16 protein-coding genes, 2 pseudogenes and 1 riboswitch are annotated in these 20,815 nt (G+C 33.6%); of the genes and pseudogenes, 13 read left to right on the top strand and 5 right to left on the bottom strand.

Annotated features, from left to right (window positions below):
• Positions 1-250: 250 nt before the first annotated feature.
• Positions 251-1,927: a multicopper oxidase family protein gene (locus AB9L17_RS14215; RefSeq protein WP_068984603.1), complete on the top strand. Its 1,677-nt coding sequence runs from the start codon at positions 251-253 to the stop codon at positions 1,925-1,927.
• A 1,197-nt stretch (positions 1,928-3,124) separates the two neighbouring features.
• Here AB9L17_RS14215 and AB9L17_RS14210 read toward each other — a convergent pair.
• Both AB9L17_RS14210 and AB9L17_RS14205 read right to left on the bottom strand, forming a co-directional pair.
• The gene (locus tag AB9L17_RS14210; RefSeq protein WP_223556419.1) at positions 3,125-4,048 is read right to left on the bottom strand and encodes a GNAT family N-acetyltransferase; all 924 of its coding nucleotides are present in this window, start codon (positions 4,046-4,048) and stop codon (positions 3,125-3,127) included.
• A gap of 270 nt (positions 4,049-4,318) precedes the next feature.
• A complete protein-coding gene (locus tag AB9L17_RS14205) occupies positions 4,319-4,576 on the bottom strand; it encodes a hypothetical protein (protein ID WP_375199287.1) in 258 nt (85 codons plus the stop codon).
• A 262-nt stretch (positions 4,577-4,838) separates the two neighbouring features.
• Here AB9L17_RS14205 and AB9L17_RS14200 point away from each other — a divergent pair, with 262 nt between their 5' ends.
• From AB9L17_RS14200 to AB9L17_RS14145, 12 genes and pseudogenes are all read left to right on the top strand, one after another.
• Positions 4,839-5,147, top strand: a complete 309-nt coding sequence (locus tag AB9L17_RS14200) for a GNAT family N-acetyltransferase (RefSeq protein ID WP_068984600.1) — start codon at positions 4,839-4,841, stop codon at positions 5,145-5,147.
• A gap of 357 nt (positions 5,148-5,504) precedes the next feature.
• Positions 5,505-5,942: a VOC family protein gene (locus tag AB9L17_RS14195; RefSeq protein WP_068984599.1), complete on the top strand. Its 438-nt coding sequence runs from the start codon at positions 5,505-5,507 to the stop codon at positions 5,940-5,942.
• A gap of 71 nt (positions 5,943-6,013) precedes the next feature.
• Positions 6,014-6,292, top strand: a pseudogene (locus AB9L17_RS14190) (IS1595 family transposase); the annotation flags it as partial.
• A gap of 365 nt (positions 6,293-6,657) precedes the next feature.
• Positions 6,658-6,876: a phosphoglycerate mutase gene (locus tag AB9L17_RS14185; protein WP_068984598.1), complete on the top strand. Its 219-nt coding sequence runs from the start codon at positions 6,658-6,660 to the stop codon at positions 6,874-6,876.
• 257 nt (positions 6,877-7,133) lie between these two features.
• Positions 7,134-7,607 (top strand): NUDIX hydrolase, encoded by a 474-nt coding sequence (locus AB9L17_RS14180; protein ID WP_068984597.1) that lies wholly within the window; start codon positions 7,134-7,136, stop codon positions 7,605-7,607.
• 573 nt (positions 7,608-8,180) lie between these two features.
• Positions 8,181-8,279: riboswitch (purine riboswitch) on the top strand.
• Positions 8,280-8,350: 71 nt separating this feature from the next.
• Positions 8,351-9,343 carry an adenosine deaminase gene (add, locus tag AB9L17_RS14175; RefSeq protein ID WP_375199286.1) on the top strand — a complete coding sequence of 331 codons (993 nt, stop codon included), beginning with the start codon at positions 8,351-8,353 and terminating at the stop codon, positions 9,341-9,343.
• Positions 9,344-9,843: 500 nt separating this feature from the next.
• Positions 9,844-10,329: a DinB family protein gene (locus tag AB9L17_RS14170; protein WP_375199285.1), complete on the top strand. Its 486-nt coding sequence runs from the start codon at positions 9,844-9,846 to the stop codon at positions 10,327-10,329.
• A complete protein-coding gene (locus AB9L17_RS14165) occupies positions 10,316-12,289 on the top strand; it encodes a S9 family peptidase (protein ID WP_375199284.1) in 1,974 nt (657 codons plus the stop codon). Before AB9L17_RS14170 ends, AB9L17_RS14165 begins: the two co-directional genes overlap by 14 nt.
• A gap of 273 nt (positions 12,290-12,562) precedes the next feature.
• Positions 12,563-12,805, top strand: a complete 243-nt coding sequence (locus AB9L17_RS14160; protein ID WP_068984593.1) for a hypothetical protein — start codon at positions 12,563-12,565, stop codon at positions 12,803-12,805.
• Positions 12,806-13,138: 333 nt separating this feature from the next.
• On the top strand, positions 13,139-13,858 hold the full coding sequence (locus tag AB9L17_RS14155; protein ID WP_375199283.1) for a GNAT family N-acetyltransferase: 720 nt from the start codon (positions 13,139-13,141) through the stop codon (positions 13,856-13,858).
• Between the two features lie 1,098 nt (positions 13,859-14,956).
• On the top strand, positions 14,957-16,909 hold the full coding sequence (locus AB9L17_RS14150; protein WP_375199282.1) for an LTA synthase family protein: 1,953 nt from the start codon (positions 14,957-14,959) through the stop codon (positions 16,907-16,909).
• 627 nt (positions 16,910-17,536) lie between these two features.
• A pseudogene (locus tag AB9L17_RS14145) lies at positions 17,537-18,703 on the top strand (sodium:solute symporter family protein); the annotation flags it as partial.
• Positions 18,704-18,996: 293 nt separating this feature from the next.
• Here AB9L17_RS14145 and AB9L17_RS14140 read toward each other — a convergent pair.
• The 3 genes from AB9L17_RS14140 to AB9L17_RS14130 form a co-directional block, all read right to left on the bottom strand.
• A complete protein-coding gene (locus tag AB9L17_RS14140; RefSeq protein WP_375199281.1) occupies positions 18,997-19,383 on the bottom strand; it encodes a DUF3021 family protein in 387 nt (128 codons plus the stop codon).
• 24 nt (positions 19,384-19,407) lie between these two features.
• The gene (locus AB9L17_RS14135) at positions 19,408-19,926 is read right to left on the bottom strand and encodes a hypothetical protein (RefSeq protein ID WP_375199280.1); all 519 of its coding nucleotides are present in this window, start codon (positions 19,924-19,926) and stop codon (positions 19,408-19,410) included.
• Positions 19,927-20,007: 81 nt separating this feature from the next.
• Positions 20,008-20,475 (bottom strand): LytTR family DNA-binding domain-containing protein, encoded by a 468-nt coding sequence (locus AB9L17_RS14130; RefSeq protein WP_375199279.1) that lies wholly within the window; start codon positions 20,473-20,475, stop codon positions 20,008-20,010.
• Positions 20,476-20,815: the final 340 nt, after the last annotated feature.

Raw genomic sequence — 20,815 nt, 5'->3', positions numbered from 1 at the left:
CAGGTGATATGGATAAATGTACTCTCGGTTTCAAAATTGAAATATTTGATTACAAACATTTATCTCAATAAAAATAAATACCTTTAACGCAACTAACGGCGTCTTAGTAGAAAAATTCTGAGATTTTATGTTGTCCTTCCTCCTTTACCTAAACATTTTTATCTGCTTATACATTTAATAAAGTAAGTCATGTTGATTCTATGACTAACAATGACTATGGGATAAATTATTGATTAAGGAGGGAATTAATTTGAAATTAAAAAAGTTTATTGATGCATTACCGATTCCACCTACTATTAAACCAGCTGGAATACATGATGGAATCCCTTACTATGAGGTGTTGATGCAGCAGATAAAACAAAAGCTACATCGGGCCTTACCACCGACAACAGTTTGGGGATATAATGGTATGTATCCTGGGCCGACATTTGATGTTCTCAGGGACCTTCCAATTCTTGTGAAGTGGGAAAATAAACTACCTTTTACACACCTTCTGCCAGTAGATACTACTATTCACGGTGCTGAACCTAGTCAACCTCCTGTGAGAACGGTAGTTCACTTGCATGGGGGACGTGTTCGCCCTGAAAATGATGGATATCCAGAAGCATGGTTTACCAAAAACTTTGAAAACTTTGGCAGCAAATTCGTGCATGAAGTTTACTACTATCCGAATTGTCAGCGTCCGACAACTCTCTGGTATCACGACCATGCCCTTGGAATCACTCGATTAAATGTTTATGCCGGATTAGCAGGGTTTTACCTTATTCGAGACAAAGAAGAAGAAAAACTAAATCTGCCCAAAGGTGAATTTGAAATTCCATTAGTTATCCAGGATCGTTCCTTCTATGATGACGGTCAACTGTTCTATCCTTCTCAGCCCGGACAAAAACCACCACCTGCACCACAACCACCACCTCCAATAGATCCTGATCTTCCGAATCCATCGATTGTTCCGAGTTTTGTTGGAGATACAATTTTAGTAAATGGAAAAATATGGCCCTACCTTAGAGTTGAACCGAGAAAATACCGATTTCGAATCCTCAATGGTTCTAATGCCCGCTTTTACCGTATGCGATTGAGTTCTGGTCAAGATTTCGTTCAAATCGGTACGGATGGCGGATTATTAGAAAAACCTGTACTGGTTTCTGAAATCATACTGGCTCCGGCAGAACGAGCAGATGTAATCATTGATTTTTCAAAACATAGAGGGCAAAATATCATACTGACAAATGATGCTCCGGCACCTTTTCCTGATGGAGTTCCTCCTTCTCCAGATCTTTCGCAAATTATGGAATTTAAAGTTAAACAAAAATCTTCCAAGCCGGATACAAGTACAGTACCTGAAAGATTAAGTTGCTTAGAAAAACTCGAACCTAAAGATGCTATATATGTAAGAAAAAACTTTTTAGTTGAAACTACTGATGAATATGGCCGACCGTTGTTTGAACTCAATAACAAGATGTGGGTCGATCCTATTACAGAAACACCATATAATGGAACAATAGAAATTTGGGAACTTTATAATTTAACCCCCGATACCCATCCAATACATTTGCATCTAGTTCAATTTCAGATTCTCAATAGAGCACCAATTACCGTGGATGAAAATGGGAATATAATTAAAGTAGGGAAAGCAAAGAAACCGGATCTGAATGAAATGGGTTGGAAAGATACCGTACGTGCAAACCCTGGAGAAGTTACCCGTATCATTGCACGTTTTGGGCCGTTTACCGGAACTTATGTATGGCATTGTCATATCATTGAACATGAGGATCATGATATGATGCGCCCTTACCAAGTACTTCAAAATCATGATTTTGATCCATGCATCCCTATTCCAGGCGTATGCCGGGACGATTCATTTACCCAGTGCTGCGACCAAGAACTCAAACATTGTGACTGTAAAAAGTATCATGGCGATGAGTGAGTCAAGTTCTTATCACCAACACTTTGATTATATTATTGTCGAAACCGGACCTGCTGGTGCTGTTATGGCTAAAACATTGAAAAATGATAAATAACGTCTGTTCTAATTCTTGAAGCAGGGGAAAATAATGAAGAATGCTATTGATTTTTCACTGGTACTCAACCTGATTGTTTTTTAGACTTTGTTATAATTCGCGAAAATAATATTCAACATTATTGGACATTCCCATACTATGGGTTGGATTTCTACAAATACACAACTTGAAGTTACAATTCATGAAGGTTTACTTACTTGTCATGTTGATATAATTCATGAACAAGAAACCCTACAGAGTTAAGTATGTAGGGTTTCTTGCTTCTTTTAACACTTTTTACTTGAACATATTCGCCCTTTTTTAGCTTACTTACTACTGCAGAAGTAGCGTTAGCTTCTTGGCGGATATTTAAACTATCAACCGTCACTCGACCTAGTACATCACATTAAAAAAGGCAAGCTTTTCAATGCTCACGTATTCTAAATGGCTCAGTCCTCTTGGGTTAATAAGAAAACATCCCCATTTGCAGCTGAAATTTTATTTGAACACGCTAAGATTCCAAACTCAGTGTTGATATAATTGCTGATAGACTTCAGGAAAGTTGTTTATAGACGCGACTTCGAAAAAATATGCTTTGCGATAGCATCTGAACTAGCAAAGTATTTAGGGAAATCTTTAAAACAATATACACCAGCACAACCAAAGGAGGAAACTAATATGGCAAACTCATTAACTTCAACCGCAAAAGAGGATTTAAAATCATTATTAAAAACGACATTTCAAAAAGGGGTTATAAAGGTTGACCATAGCGAAAAATTAGGCTTATGACAGATGAAGAGGCATTGAGCTTATTAATTTCTGTTGTACAACGTACGTTATAACGAATAACTATGACTAGATATTCACATTATTTTGTGATACTGGTCAATTTTTTATAAACAGAACGTTAGTTCAATAATATACACAAACAAACGTTCTTGATGATAGGTGGAAATGATAGTGGTAATAATATTAAGTGGACAGCAATGATGCTCCTTACGAACACTAGCCAGATGCTGTTTATACATACATGTATTATTCACTGTTGGCTCGGATGGATAATTAAATCGGTAATGTATTGAGGGAAATAGTAAAGAGGGGCAGTCCACCCCTCTTTTTGTTACCTAATTGAGTTTTGTGAAGTATCTTATTTCTTCTTTATCCGTATAAAATCCAACTGATTCGTATAGAGATAAGGCTGATTTATTTGTCGTTAGTACCATGAGAGTAGCTTTTTGTAGCTTATGAGATTGAAGATATTTCAAAGCCTGTGTAAGCGTAAACTTTGCAATCCCACGCTTTCTCCATGGTTCACGGACAAAAACGTCCTCAATTACACCATAGTCTTCTTCCTGCCATGTCATTAGTCCGCCGACAATAGTGTCTATTTGACGTATGACCATGGATGTCCATAACTTGTTATTTTTGTATTCAGATAACCTATTAAGACCAAGTGGAGCGTCTGGCCAAATTTCAGCTTCAATATCAAGGTAATCTCTTTCCTCGCTAGATGTCTCCATGCTCCAGTGTGAGAATTGCAACTCCTCCTGAAGTTTTAACTCAAGAATCGGTTCAGTCAAATCTCTATTCATGCTATACAAACTATTCAGAGGGAGATATCCTTTTTGGATAAAAAACTGATTGTTTGCTGTTTCTTTCGAATCGTTACCAACACAAAGTATTGTTCCATATTCTTGAGGTAAAGTTACCTTTAATTGCTTTGCTCTTGTGAAAAGATATTGATAGACTTTGTCGAGCAGAGTAATGTCCTGTTCTCTTTCAGAAATGGTTTTCAGATTAATATATATAGAGTGATTGTTCTCTTTTGAACGACCAGGAGGAACAACGTTAATGATGCTAACTTGCCCCTTAGCGACCATTTTCCCATCTTCAAATGCGCAATAAACGTTACTCCAATTATCTTCGTCCCCGACCCACCAAAATGTCGCGTTGTCTTTTGCTGTTACTGATTGGTACAACTCACCAAGTAAAGGCATATCCCCATGTTTGAAGTTACGAATGAAAAACTCTGTTGATGATTGGCTCAAAATAATACCCCTCTCAATAGTAGGGGGGTTCGCAGTTTAGAGGGCTAGCTATGCGTTTTCCCCTTGAAAAATTTGCCCTTTGCTAACATTCGTTTGCTCACAGTAAACTCCTCCTTTAACTATTATTACCATTTAAAATAACACACTTTAATACTTGTATCTACATATTTTTATCTCTATATTATTTTTTTTCACCAAGTATGTAATCGAATTTCGATAACTCACTAATTCTATTCTTTTAATAAACCTTCTATGACAAATTCAATTATCTTATCCTTCACAATTGGGAATATATAATCCCCATTTTATTTTTTGTGTAGGCGTAAACTCATCACCGACTGCATGATACCCACTATTACTCTCGGGTCCTCTTCGTTTTTCCTTCACCAGAAACAGCAGCAATGGCAAGATCAACTTTTTAGCTTTAAGTATCGAGGTATAGTTATATTGTGGATCATCACCATAACGTGTGGTTGATTTCCGTTCCGACTGGGCGCTTTCCTGGGGGCGTCCGATGAGCCGCTTCACTCGCGTTGCTCGCTCCAGGGTCTCGGGTCTACACGATGTAGGTCACGAAGGCGTTATCACAGGACGTGATGCTCTTAGCCTTCGTTCCTCTAGCGCTAATCCCCAAGGAGTCGCCCAGTCTCCACTCCAATCAACTAATATACAAAGCATACGTCTTAACAAATGTCATCCACAACTTTTGGTGATGAGCCTATATTGTGGAACTTTAAATTAAATTTTCCAAGTGAAGTGGTGTGGAAAAATTAGTTCAGGGGGAATTATAATGTTAATTAGGAGAGCAAAAATAAAAGATTGCAATTTTCTAACAAACTTAGCCTATAAATCAAAAGCCTACTGGGGATATACAGAAGATTTTCTACAACAATGTAAAGATGATTTGACTGTAACTAAAGAATACATAGAAGAAAATCCCGTTTATTTAATGGAGAGTGATAACAAGATAGTAGCTTTTTATAGCTTTACAATTAGTGAACGGAAATTATATGCATTGTTTATAGATCCTAATTATATCGGTAAAGGATTAGGGAGAATGATTTGGGGCCATTTACCAAATAAAGCAGAAGCCGTTTAGTTGAAGAAGGACATTTATATTTTAGAATAAAAAGATAAATAACTGGGATTAAGGAAGCGGTGAGATTAATAGCGCAGAACAAAAAGCATCGGGGAAATGACAAAGATTAACTGATATAACATAGCGTTTTGTGGAATAAGGAGATCACAAATCACGCTAATAATGAAAAATATTACTTTGAAATTAAAACTACACAAGGAAGATTCCATATCACTGCGACATGAGAAATAAAGAGGCCTAGATAATTATCGAGTTTTCTGTTTTATGTAGCTGTTAATACAAACAAACAGATTTAGTTAATACTAGAATTTGAATACAGGATATTGCAAAAAAACAAAAACAATGGAGGTATGAAATTTGAAGATCCAAAGAATAGATCATGTGGGTGTAATCGTAAATGATCTCTCTGCAGCTAAAGAGTTTTTTCTCGATTTTGGACTTGAGGTGAAAGGGGAATGGGAAATGGAAGGAGATTTAATGGGATATGCAGCTGGGCTTAATGACGTTAAAGTAGCGTGTGTAGGTTTGGGAACGACAGACGGTCAGACATGGATAGAGCTAATCAAATTTTATACTCCGGCAGATGAAAAAGATATTCAGCAACCCTTTGCAAATACACTGGGTATCCGACATATTGCATTTACTGTTGAAGATATTGAAGCTGTTGTTGCTAAATTGAAAAAGAAGGATACGGAAATCTTTAGCGAGATACAGCAATATGAAGAAAGTTATAAATTATGCTACGTTCGTGGTCCAGAAGGAATTATTTTGGAGTTGGCTGAGGAAATCAAATAAGTAATGTTAACTTGAAAAGAAAGTACGACTCTTTGTTACTTTCTTATTTTTTTGCTCTGTTAAAGGTTAATGTAGCTTGTTTGGGGCTTGTTGTGAAGACGAAAATTGACGGTATTATAGGCACTAAATTGACATCTAATAATGTAACTTGTAACAGAAGCTTGGAGAGCCTATAAAACGTATGCAAATGAAAAAGGGATAGAACACTACCGCATTAAATCAGACGAGTACCTTGCTTGGTTTTTATTTGTAGATAGTTATAGTAATGAAAGCACAAAACATAATATTAAAGAATTTCTTTTGACGTCCTTTGTTTTTGAAATGACAAAACCTATCGAAGTTTACGGTGATCGAAATTCAACGTGTAATGCTTATTTAACTATTAGAGATTTTACGGAAAATAGTGTCATTTACGGTGACTTTCCGTCAGATTTATGCGGATTTACAATGTCAAGGATAGAAAAGTACACAAATACGATTTTGGGAACGGGATTGGACTGTTTTAACTGGAATGAAAGTTACCAAACGAGGGTTTGGTAACTTGTTTACTATCAACTAAAAAATAACCCTATAAGATGAACTTTTTCAAGTACTTATTCTATAGGTCTCATTGTAGTCTGACGCTAGTGCATTTTTTCATTTAGTTAAACATTCCTATTATTTGGTAGAAAAGTAAATGCTGCTGTCATATAATTTATGATAAGAGGTGGTATAAATGTATGGATTAGACACAAGCAAAGAAGCAATAAATGTTGATTTGGCATTGATTAAATCTTGTTTGAGGCTGATTAATCAAACTGTAATTTTAAGCAAACAAAGAGGTAAAACCTTTACGGCTTCAGAAAATGAAGAGTTACATATGTTAATTTCCAAAATTGATAAAGAGTTGAACAAAGTTAAGATGAACATACACTATGGAAATAAAATTTACTAAAAGGTTGGTGGTACTATGAAATTTCTCTTTTGGGAATTAGACAACAAGGAAAAATTTATTCGTGCTTTATGGACGGGTTTATTAACATTAGTATTTTTGTGTGTGGTTTGTTGGTACTTCAATTTTAAAGAAGACTGTTCGATCCACTTGTTCTGAATGGCGATAACATATAAATAGAATCTCATAGAAAAGGACGCTTTGGGAACCTTAAGAATCCCAAAACGTAAGATTTATTAAACTAACAGTAGGTGATTTTAATGAATTATATAATGGATTTACGAAAGAAGATTGGTACAGCTCCCATTATCATGGTTGGTGCTTGTGTTTTAATACTGAATGAAAAAAATCAATTACTTTTACAACATAGAAAAGACAATCAATGTTGGGGACTTGCTGGTGGGTCTATGGAATTAGGAGAAAGTTTGGAAGAAGTTGCAGAAAGAGAAATGGTAGAAGAAACTGGATTAATTCCAATAAGTTTAGATTTATTAAAAACATTTTCAGGTAAAGATTTTTATTATAAATATCCTAATGGTGATGAAGTTTATAACGTAGTCACTGCATTTATTTGTAAAAATTATAATGGCTCTTTAAAATTCGATGAAAGCGAAGCAATAGATATACGATTTTTCGATTTAACAGACTTACCTTCTCGAATTAGTCCCCCAGATTACTTAGTAATTAAGGCGTTTTTAGAGACTCGTGAAAAAGGAATTTTGATTAGTAAATAATACATACCTATTCAAAATAACGTTCCCAAATGAAAGTTTGGATGCACATTAAATCCCGAGAAATGCTGTTAAATCAGTGTTTCTCGGTATTTCTTTTGAAAACTGTTTATACAACATTTATACAAATAGTGTAAATCACAGATATACCAATATTTTCACTCGATAGACTTGTTCTTCCTTTTGCATAAAATCACGTATATTTCTTAGCGTTGTAGATTCGCATTATTAAGACGAACCCTCGAAATAACGGTGAACCTTAACAGATCAGGTTCTCCTAATTTAACGACTCTGCATTGCAAGCTTCCGATTCCAAGTATGTCTATTTCAGTTTGTTCAAGAAAGAACCCCTCAGGAAGCGGACACTATTTATGTTGGGGGGAGTGAATACCTTGCCACAATTGCTGCTAAATTAGTTAAAAACATATATGGTGAATATCAGATATGCTATCAAATACCGGAATCCCTACCATTTTTGTTTGTGATATTCCGATAGACTTATTACCACAAATGATTTATCGGTGTTAGGGACCATGTTGACAATCCGAAATTTATTTATTATCATGTAAAAAAACATTAATGAATTCAATAAAATTCCGTATAACCCCAATAATATGGTTTGGGGGTCTCTACCAGGAACCGAAATTCCTGATTACGAAGAAAGTACAAGTACAAAACTTGTATTTTCTTTGTAGTCAGGAATTTTTTTGTGTTTTAATCAAAAAATTTATTTCAGGAGATCAAAAATGAACTTTTTAGCATTGCCAAAAATTGAACTTCACTGTCATTTGGACGGAAGCCTTAGAGCTGAAACTATTATCGATATTGCACAGAAGGAAGGTATTCAGTTACCTTCTTTTGATAAGGATGAACTGCAAAAGGAATTGATTGCTCCGTTAGAATGTGAATCCCTTGATGAGTATTTAAAAAGATTTTCTCTTCCTAATATGGTCATGCAGTCCAAGGAGAACTTAAGAAGAATTACTTTCGAGCTATTTGAGAATGCAACAAGAGAAAATGTGAAATATTTAGAAGTCAGATTTGCCCCGTTACTTCACACATTACAAGGTCTTGGTGTTGAAGAAGTTATTCAATCGGTTATAGAGGGGATGAGGGACGCTGAAAGCTGTTACGAAATAAAGGGAAATATAATCCTGTCTTGCATGAGGACGATGTCTGTAGAAAGCGCATTTGAAGTGGTTGAAAAGGGGAAAAAGTTCCTTGGAAAAGGTGTGGTGGCAATTGATCTATGTGCATCTGAAGAAGAAGGCTTTTGTGAAAAATTTGTAGATCCAATCGCATTAGCCAAAGAATATGGCTACAGAGTCACTATTCATGCAGGTGAAACGGGAATTGGTAAAAACGTTCTAGAGGCTGTTGAACTGTTGGGTGCAGAAAGAATAGGACACGGAGTATTTATTAAAGATTGCGCCGAGGCTTATAAGATTGTGAAAGAAAGACAGGTAGTGCTTGAAATGTGTCCAACAAGTAATGTTCAAACGAAAGCTGTTCATCATTATTCTGAACATCCGATTTATAAGTTTCATAAAGATGGAATAAAAGTGACATTTAATACAGATAACAGAACAGTATCAGATACTACAATGGCAAAAGAAATCCATTTAGTTAACAATGAATTTAATTTAAGCGAAGAAGATTATCGCCAAATTTATTTAAATAGTGTAGAAGCATCCTTTGCCGACCAAGAAACTAAAGAATGGTGCTTGGCACAATATTAAAGGGAATTAGACTTAGCAACAAAAATAGTCCCCGAACTCGAACATATTTTTTAACTACCATAAAACTAATCTTTTGTAATATTAGCAGATTGGAAAGAAATGTACTTAGAGTAAGGGGTGCTATAATTTAATAAGGGTAGGACTTGTGTTTATGATTAATCTTCATATACGCAAGTCTTTTTTGTTATGCTTCCTCAATCGCTCCTATTGCCCCACAAATGGCTTAATCTAGGGGCTTGACTATGAATATTACTCAAATCTGCAAGTCCTTTTGTTATGCTTTCTCAATCATTCCTGTAACCCTACTCCTGCTAAATAATCTAATGATGAAAGAAAAGCACTCGTCTGCTTAGACATAGAAAGAATAAATTGGGTTAGTTGGAATGCCGTATGCGGTGAAAAGTCGCGATAATACCAAATACTTACCTATCTGTATGAAGAAGGAAATGACTGCATTTACATCGAAATATAATGTAATAAGCTAGATTGGAGTGCTTACAATGATTAAATTCTTTGAATACAATTGGCAGGTTAGAGATGAATGGTTTGACTGGTGCAATCAACTGACAATTAAAGAGTTGTTAAAAGACCGTAGGGGTGGAGTGGGAAATATATTATTTACACTTTTTCACATAATTGATGTGGAATATAGTTGGATTCGTGGTATTCAAGGCAAAGAAGATGTAGTATTTCAGTTTGCTGATTATAATACACTTGAAAAGGTTAAATCACTTTCAGATAATTCACGAAATGAAATAGCTGAATTTTTAAAAACAAATGTGGAAGGTTTAAATGAAAAACTAGTTAGTGTTTCTTGGGATGAAGATAAATACACTTTTAATGATATATTACATCATATTATTGCTCACGAAATTCACCACATAGGTCAACTTTCTGTTTGGGCAAGAGAATTAGAACTAAGCCCTGTACCTGCTAACTTTATTGGAAGAGAGTTAACGAGGGGGGGTATTAATGAAAATGAATGAAAAAACATATCTAAGTATAGAAGAGATTATTTCATTACCAACCTTATCAGATCCAAACATAAGTGATGATGGAAAAAACGTAGCATTTGTCAAGAAGACAGCTAACTGGAAAGACAATAAATATAGGAATGATGTGTGGATATATGAAAAAGAAAAGGGGCAGTGTTACCCATTAACAACTATGTATATAGATAGTACATACCCATTATGGTCTCCGGATTCTAGAAGTATTGCATACCTTAGCCCAGTTGGTGATGGGGATAATAAGAAAAATCAGATCTTTGTTAAGTGCATAGGTGGTAATAGTGGGGTTCAAATTACTGATGAGAAAGAAGGGGTCAGTAAATTCAAATGGGCGCCTACTGGCAAGGGTTTTTATTATGTTGCACAGTCAAAAGAATCTGAGACGATAAAGAAACGTAAGGAACTATATGGAGATTTCCATCATATAGGTAAGGAATACCAGAATAATTGTTTATATTACATTGAAATAGAAAAAATGATACAAAATGATAAAGATGAACACGAAAATAGCGTTGTTGATCAACTAACTGATGGTAAGGATTTTCATGTCCATGAATTTGATATTTCAAATTGTGGGAAAAAGATTGTATTAATGGCTACACCAAGCCCAAATATGGGAGATACTATTAATGGAGATCTATACATACTAGATATTGAAGCTAGAGAGCTGAAAAAGTTGTATATTGATAAGTTGTTGGGAGGGAGTGTTTGCTTTTCTCCTGAAGGCAGCAAAATATGTTACTCAGCAAGCATAAGGGAGAAGGATTACTATAAGACCCATATTCAAGACAGTACGCTAGAAATATATGATATTAATAATGGGGAGCTAATTCAACCTTTAACAGATTTTGATAGTACGGTTATTCCATTACAGTGGACAGCTAAAGGAATATTAATTAGATGGCAGAATAAAACGAATTATCTTATTGGATTGTTATCTGAGAATGGCACTGTGGAAATATTAAGCGATAAAGAAAATAGTTTTATAATGGATGCTTCTATAACAAGGAACGGAAATCATTTAGCCTTTAATAAGGCAATAACAAATGAATCCTTTGAAATCTATTTAGACGATAAAAAAATAACGAATGAAAATAGCTTTTTCAAAGGAAAGCTTAAAAGTACCAGGGAAATAATCTCATGGCAAAGTAGTGATGGTCTTGAAATAGAGGGCGTTTTATCAACCCCAGTCGACTTTGAAGCAAATAAAAAATATCCCTTATTAGTAGTAATCCATGGTGGTCCGGCTTGGGCATCTTTTCCAATATTTTCAGACTGTTTTAATGAGAAATATCCTATTGAACAGTTTATCGAAAAAGGTTTTATCGTTTTAGAACCAAACTACAGGGGAAGTTCGGGTTATGGTAATGAATTCTTAAAAGCAAACTATAGAAAACTGGGAATTGCTAACTACGATGATGTTATATCTGGAGTGGATAAACTAGTTGAAAAAGGGATTGCAGATCAAGATAGAGTAGGGGTTATGGGATGGAGCAACGGGGGATATATATCAGCTTTCTGTTCTACATTTAGTAGTAGATTTAAAGCTATTTCAGTTGGGGGTGGAATTACTAATTGGAGTACCCATTACGTAAATACAGATATACCTTACTTTATTAGGATGTATCTAGGAGATGATCCATGGAATGATCCAGAGATCTATAACAAAACATCACCAATGACATATATTAAATCAGCCTGTACGCCTACTCTAATCCAACATGGCGAAAAGGATATAAGAGTCCCAACTCCAAATGCATATGAGCTATATCAAGGATTAAGGGATATGGAAGTTGATACAGAATTAATTATATTTAAAGGAATGGCATATAGTTCTGACCAGCCAGGAATTAATGTGGCTATTATGAAGCAGAATTTGATGTGGTTTTCACACTATATTCTTGGAGAAAGTATGAAAGATTTTAGGGTTTTATGATTAATAAATGGATATCCTCACAGGAAACATAAGGATGCAGTCTTCAAAAGTAAGCTTTTTTTCTTATTTAGCCTGTGATTGTTACTCTATGATTTCTATGTGATTTTCGTGAGAGTGGGGGATTGAATAAATGAAAAAATTTTAGTAGGAATTTTAGGCATTGGGAGTTATTTTCTATTTGGACAAAGTGGAAGTGATGAAAAGATCACTTATGAAGGGGAAAATGAAAATTGGAAAGTTGAATATACACTCAATAATATAGGTAAAGAAGAAGTGCGACGTTCTATAGAATTGGAATATCGGGGTTCAGATGTAAGCAATATTGGAGAATTCGAATTTGCAGTACAAACGAAACTTGGTAAATGGGGACAAAGTATTATTGAATTAGATGAAAATGGACTATATACAAGCTCTGATTCCGCAAAATTTAAAGGAGTATTAACCGAAAAGGACAAACCAGTTTTCACAATTAGTAGGAATGATAATGAAGAGGAGATTATCTTAGAAAGTAAATGAAGAATAACTATCTTAAATTCGCAAAAATTACATAGTTAGTATTTTAGAAACAACCTCAGAGATGTACTCTAACAAGCAGGATACTCCCTGTTATTCGGCATGTATATAAGGAGCCAGCTCTTACTGTTAGTAACATGACAGTTCGAAATAGCGGATGGTTTATGGTTGAAAAGAAATTGCTGGGACAATACTTCAATAAAATATAGTAAAAAGCCCGGAAATTTTACGAACAGTAAAGTTTTCCGGGCTTTATTGATTTAACGGCTCAAGATAGTGGAAGAAGGAAATTGATGAAAAGAGAAGAATTTTATAAATAAAAAGAGGTGAAAATTCGTGGATAAACTGCTTCAACATTTACAAAGGGTTGGCGTACATTACATAAAAAGTGATCGTGTAATTATGTTAGAAATTTTAGAGAATATACTTCATCTTGCTTCTGAAATAGATGTGCTTATAAATGAGCTTCTAGATAAATTACAAAGTAGTAGACTGAAAAAAGTTAGGTTTGAGTGTCCTAAAATTCTTTTAGATAGCTTAAATTGTACCAGGGCTAAAATGGAAGTTATTGGTGAAAGGGTTATATTTAAAAGATCTTTAAATACACCATTAAATGTTGCAATACCAGATTATGAAGTATGGTCATTTTCTGAGAATAACTCTATCTTATTTTTATCTAAAGTGATGGGTACAAGTTTTAATGATGCAGAGAAGTTTTTGGCTGGAATGAAGACCGAACTTCCGTCACAAGTGAATGAAATGTTTACAGTGTATATAGTTAACGATGAACCTGTTGGTGTAGTTTTTCCTCATATAGAACCAAATACAGATAATGAAGGACGCATTTTTTGGATAGGCATGCATCCTAATTTTCTGGGGACAGGGTTGGGAAAGAGCTTACATACAATAGGATTATACAGATTGAAAAATGAATTTAAAGCTATGTCTTATTTAGGGATGACTCAAGTTAACAATATTCCAATGAGAAATATTATGGTTTCAAACGAATGCATTCAAAATAAAAATACAGTAATTTCTTTACAATATTCTATTTAGGAATGAGTTTATTCGTGTATTATTGTTACGATATTTGCTTTTTTATATTCAGGGGTTCTTATTGAAGTAACAGAGGCTTTACTTGAAGAACTTTGAGTTGCATATGCAGCTCTTTTTTTCTTTATTGAACTAACAGAGCAGCATTTCTATTTGAAGGATGTTCGAGGTCTTGATAGAAAAGAAGCCCTCTTGTATGACGCATGAGTGTCAACGACCATTTGACCCATCATCAAACAAGGAGGACGCCATTATATATTCAGAAATTTATATTTATTATTAAAAAAGTGGCTGGGAGAAAATATGCTTATGTCATAAGCGAAGTAAATGATCAGTGCGGTCAGAGAATGTTGCATGAAGGTAGATGTCGATATTTTTCAAATTTGGTTGATAAATTAAAATAGTTGGGTGATAAATCGATAAAGTTGGTCGATAAACAATCAAAAGTTCTCGACAAATCTCAAAACTGCAGCTCATTAAAGATTTTTGTCGCTGCAGAAAAAAGAGGTTGTGCCCCAACCTCTTTTTTGTTGGAATTCTGGACATAACATTGTATCTCTAATATTTAAGGGGCCATTTCTACGTACTCTCATTGATGGGTATCACAGCAAGTGTTGCGTCTATAGTAATTGGAATTGATATTTAGGTTGTGCTATATTAACCGTTTATTGACTTTTTAATAAACTAACACCAAACCAAATTACTATATTTGAATAAAATATTCTGAAATTAAAACCTTACAAAATTATAAGTTTCATGTCACTAAATTTAATTGTTAAAACTAAAATTGTGTTTTAAAATTGCTATTGTTGAAAACTATATTAAAGATCACTCGGCCTAAAGTGACCCGTAAGTAAATGTTCGTTATAAAACTAACATATGCGTGGGGTTTTATGAAAGGGGTTTACAATAATAGGAAGAAACGTGCTAACTGCCTTCAATTATATTTAACAACTTGACAGAAGTCTATATGGGGGAGTAGTATACAATAGCTGCGAAAAAGCTACTGTGAAATAACATTTTTTTAATGCAATATATACTTATAATCTTAGTTAATATATATCTAGATTTAAATTTAAGTAAGTAAAAGGTAGGGAAAAAATGAAAAATTTATTAAGTAAAAAAGATAGCCTATTAAACAATTTTTTAGGGATCTATTTATTAGCTGTTTTAATGTTATGGATTAAAACATACCTCACTCAAACAACACAATTTGACCTAGGAGTAGAAGGATTCCTTCAACAATTCCTTTTACTAATAAATCCACTAGGTTCAGCATTGCTATTTCTAGGAATTTCCTTTTTATTTAGAGGGAAGAGAAAATATACATCACTAGTTGTAGTTTACACGCTGATGTCTATTCTTTTATATTCAAATGTAGTTTATTACCGATTTTTTAGTGATTTCATTACATTACCTACAGTTTTCCAATCGCAGAACTTTGGAGATTTAGGTAGTAGTGTTCTTTCTTTGATAAAGCCTTATGATATCTTGTTCTTTGTGGATGTATTTGTAATGTTTTACCTACGATTCTCAAAAAAAATACAAAAAGAAACCAATCGTTTTGGATATAAAAAAGCAATGACAATCATTGCGTGTGCATTAGTAGTATCATTCCTAAATTTAGGACTAGCTGAAGCTGATCGCCCGCAACTATTATCTCGAGGTTTTGATAGAAACTATATTGTGAAATATCTAGGTATTTATAACTATACGATTTATGATTCAGTAGAAACGATAAAAGCATCTTCACAGAGAGCTTTGGCGGATAGTAGTGATGTTACAGAAGTGATAAACTATACAAAATCTAATTACGCCAAACCTAATGCAGAATATTTTGGTGCAGCAAAAGGAATGAACGTCATCTATTTACATTTAGAATCATTCCAAAACTTTATGATCGACTATAAATTAAACGGTGAAGAAGTTACACCATTTTTAAATTCATTAGCAAAAGATAAGAATACAATGTATTTTGATAATTTCTTCCATCAAACAGGTCAAGGTAAAACTTCCGATGCAGAATTTATGTTGGAAAATTCTTTGTTTGGGTTACCACAAGGATCTGCTTATATTACAAAAGCACAAAATACGTACCAAGCGGCTCCAAGTATTTTAAAAGATTATGGTTATACATCAGCCGTATTCCATGGTAATAACGGAAGCTTCTGGAATCGAAATGAGATTTATAAATCATTTGGTTTCGATTACTTCTTTGATGCTAGTTATTATGATACGAGTTCTTCAGAAAACATGGCTGAATATGGTTTGTTAGATAAACCATTCTTTGAACAATCTGAAAGTCTTTTAAGTTCGTTACCACAACCTTTTTATACGAAATTTATTACGGTAGGGAACCACTTCCCATATCAAATGAATCAAGATTTAGTAACAATTGATAAAGCGGCTACTGGAGATGTAAGTGTAGATAGTTATTTCCAAACAGCACGTTATGCAGATGAAGCAATCGAACAGATGTTCAATCAATTAAAAGAATCAGGATTATATGATAACTCGATGATCGTTCTTTATGGTGACCATTACGGTATTTCAGATAATCATAATGATGCGATGGAACAAGTCATTGGAAAAGAAATTACACCATTTGAAAGTGCTAATTTACAACGCGTACCATTATTAATACATGTTCCAGGAATGCAAGGTGAAACCAACCATACTTATGGTGGCCAAACAGACCTTCTTCCAACTGTTTTACATTTATTGGGAGTAGATACACAAAAATTTGTTCAATTCGGTTCCGACTTATTATCAAAAGAGCATGATGAAGTTGTACCATTTAGAAATGGCGGTTTTGTCAGTCCAACTATTTATTCGGTTAATGGGAAATATTATGATAATAAAACAGGTTTACTACTAGATGATAGTCAATTAGAGTTTGCGAAAACTATTAAAGATGAAGTCGATCACAAATTGGAATTATCTGATAAAGTCGTGAATGGTGACTTATTGAGATTCTATACGCCAACAGGTTATACTCCAGTTGATCCTTCTCAGTATAATTACTCCAAAGATGCAAATGGAGAATCTAATTAACTGTTGCAATTTGCTGGGCAGTTCAAGAAGAGTGTTTGATATCATAAAGTTTAATTGCTTTATGGTATCTTACCATTATCTTGAATTGTCTTTTTATATGTTATATTAAGGATGGAACAAGTTTATTTCTATATTTGAAGCGAGTAAAACTTAAGAAATATTGTTCTTAATAGAATAAGTAGGTGAACACACCTTTCCAATGTAATCCCTCATCCCGATTTGTCTGAGCGGACAATCTTTAAACGGTCTATCTATAGTCTTAACGGAACTTTTAGAAGAAAAGGCTTACCATGTTGAATTTCATCATGGCAAGCCTTTTTATATGTTGAATGAAATAATTTAACGCTATTTTTTTTCAATTCTACTCTTATAACTAATAATAAATAATTCCTTAATCTAGAGTAGGATAGAAAAGATAATCAATACACCGTTGATTTTTTGTCATTAAGCACGCTTTGTGTCCTACGATTGATTACGTTTAAGACTGTAATATACTTTTGAAAATCTTCAGCTGTAAATTGCTCGAGGTTTTTCAGATATTTCCTATATTCCTCTAGACCTAGCTTCTTATGATATTCATAAACTAATTTGCCTTTTGGTGTTAATTCAATATTCAATTCCGGAGGAAAGAAACATAGTCTACTATCACAATCTGATTTTTTTGAAAAGGCATATAATAGTAGATTTCTTGGCATGCTCGTAGCCGTTGTAGGGTTAGCTGCCCTAATTCCGTATTTAATCATTCAATTAAAAGGTCTAGGCATTATCGTTTCTGAAGCTTCCTATGGAGCGATCGATCCGAAAATAACAATTTGGATTGGCACAATTGCAATGATTGCTTATGTAATGGTTTCGGGAATTCATGGATCGGCTTGGACAGCTGTTATGAAAGATTTTCTTATTCTTGGTGTCGTGTTATTCCTTGGTATCTACTTACCTATACATTATTATGGTGGCATTCAAGCAATGTGGGAAGCAATAGAAGTTGTTAAACCAGGGTTTTTAACACTTCCAGATACAGGTTTTAGTGCCTCATGGTATATTTCAACGATGATGTTAACATCGTTAGGGTTTTATATGTGGCCGCATACATTTGTTGCTACTTTTTCAGCGAAAAATGGAAATGCCCTAAGAAAAAATGCGATTATGCTTCCTATCTATGCATTATTTTTATTATTTATCTTATTTGTTGGAGCAGCAGCAATTTTACAAGTTCCAGGGTTAGAAGGAGGTGCTGTGGATTTAGCTTTATTTAAAATCTCTACGCAAACATTTAACCCAGTCATCGTAGGCTTTATTGGAGCTGCAGGACTATTAACTGCAATTGTTCCAGGTTCATTGATTTTGATGTCTGCAGCTACATTATTTGCAAAAAATGTTGTAAAACCTATTCGTCCACAAACTACCGATCAACAAATTGGTATCATTGCTCGTTATTCAGTTCCAGTGATTGCACTTGTTGCACTTTACTTTACTTTTAGTGGTGGGGGAGCAATTACGTTATTATTTTTAATGGGATATGGACTAGTAACTCAATTTGTACCAGCGGTTGTATGTAGCTTTATGAAGAAAAATCCATTAACTTTACAAGGTGTGTTTGCTGGGGTTATTGTAGGTTGGCAAGCAGCTACAGGCGCTCATTTAAGTAAGCTGTTCCCAAGCTGGCCATCCTATATTCAAGATATCAACATAGGTTTCCTTGCATTGAGTGTTAATGTTTTCGTAAGTTTAATGGTTAGTATTTTTACAAGGAAAGTATTTGTTAAAAATGATGAAACTATAGAAAGCATTTAGAAAGGGAGTCTGAGTGTCATAGGGTTTTTATATTATATTTTGGGATAGCATCTTTAAATGTATCTGTTGAAAAAACACCAAGGTATGACGCTGTTAAGATGTTGGGAAAGAAAAAGGACAATACTAAGTGATAGGAATCAAAAACTAGTTGAGTGAAGTTTTTGGAGATAATTCAAAAGACCACTCTACAAAATGAGTGATCTTCTGTATCATCTATTCCTCGAGAGAGGAGATTGGATGTTGCCGATTAATATTGGTAAATATGATTTGGTTTCTTTAAACACTCTTTTAATTTAAAAATTTCTTATCTGCTTTAGTAAGGCATTAAGTTCATTCGCCTCTTTTTTAGTCTTAATCAGTGTTATAATCCATGCAAATATATATATTAATAAAAAACCACCAAGAAAATCTGCACTTAGAAAATTATCTGTCCACTTGTTATATAAAGATATCGAGAAGACTAATAAAAACATCAAGATAAAATGGATGACTAAAGCAAACAAATAGTTAATCTTTTCAATTTCAAAAATGATTGTAAAAATACCTGCGCAAGCTGAGATTATTAACACACCAATAATCTCAGCTTCTGAAGAGATGATATTTTTTCTCGATAGTAAAACTAGTATATAAATAAATGCACCAGTTCCTAAACCTGAAAGTAGTCTATTTTTTAATTGCAATGAAATGTCTCCCCCTCAAAATTTTTATGGTTTTAAGATAGGCTTGTTTAATTCTTTGTGTACATTATATGTATAAAGAATTCCTCCAAAGAAAAGCCCTATAGAAAGACCACTTATGGCAGAATAAATTATATTGAATGAAATGTCATTATAAAATGCTGGAGAAATGCCTAACGTGACATTTAAAAGATACTTCATCATAAAATTAATCAATATAATGATTAATGGAAGATAGCATTTCTTTCTCGTGATTACTAAATCCTGTTTGTGAAAAATTTGATATTTTTTATACAACAAATAACCAATTAAAGTGCCTGGAAGTATGAAAAGGGAATAGCTTATTAAACATAACTCTAAGTGCGAAAATTGAGTGATCATTTTTTCTAATCCCCATATCATAAAGATAAAAGGAACTAAAAACATTTTAGATAAATTGATTGGTCTTTCCTGGGAAATAGCAATCCCTCTTTTTATTAAAATGAATAATAATATCCATACCCACAATGGCGTTCTTAAAAATATTTCTGTAAGGTTGTTATACATTTTTTAATGCCTCCTTTGATGTTATCCATAATGGCATCAAAGGGGGAATAAAGAAATACGTATTAACATATGTGGTAAAAATCAATACATAAGTGGACTTTTGGAATATATTGTTAGTGTCCTTTTTAAAGAAGATACATATTTTCTGGACACAATTACTTTCTCTTCGTTAGTGAGAAATGCTTCAAGATTACCATTAGGTTTAACCAAAAATTTATTTAAAAAATGAATATTGATAATGATAGTTTTCGAGATTCTAATAAAGTTATTGGGAAGATCATGTTCTAATTTATATAAAGGGCTCTTTGTTTCAAAAATAGTATCATTTGTATAAATGAATATTTTTCGTTCAAGATATTCTAAATAAAATATATTGGAAAAAGGAACCTTTTCTTGTTCGTTTTTTGATGTGGAATTTGCTATTAAATAGTTGTCAGAGCTTTTTTCAAGAGTTGATACGATATCTTGAATAAAGGATGTTAATTTATGAATGTTAAATGTACATGATTCTTCTTTAAGTTTTTCAATAATTTTAATGTTTATTTTCATTTAAGACATATATCCTTTCAAAATTGATTCTTAGTAATTTATTTATTTACAGTAAAAGTTACTGCGATATTTGTAAAGAGTATATCAAAAAAGACCTAGTTACTTGGTCTTTTTGCAATTGTAAGATAGTTTTACCAAAATAGTTTTGTGATTGGTCTCGAAAAGGTAGAGTTAAATATCTAATCAATGCGAAACTCTAAAGAATAATAGACTTAGGGACCGAGCTATTTCTAAGTGCAGAGGAATCTGTCCATTGGAATGGCTTTTTCGTATGACTAAATTTGTTTTAAAAATTCAGTCCCCTATCATTTTTAAAACCTAAAATGAAGTCAAAGGAAAG

Source organism: Lysinibacillus sp. RS11 (genome assembly GCF_042019215.1).
GTDB classification, from domain to species: Bacteria; Bacillota; Bacilli; order Bacillales_A; family Planococcaceae; genus Lysinibacillus; species Lysinibacillus xylanilyticus_A.
The sequence above is the reverse complement of the archived record's forward strand: the minus strand, read 5'-3'. Positions and strand labels throughout refer to the sequence as shown.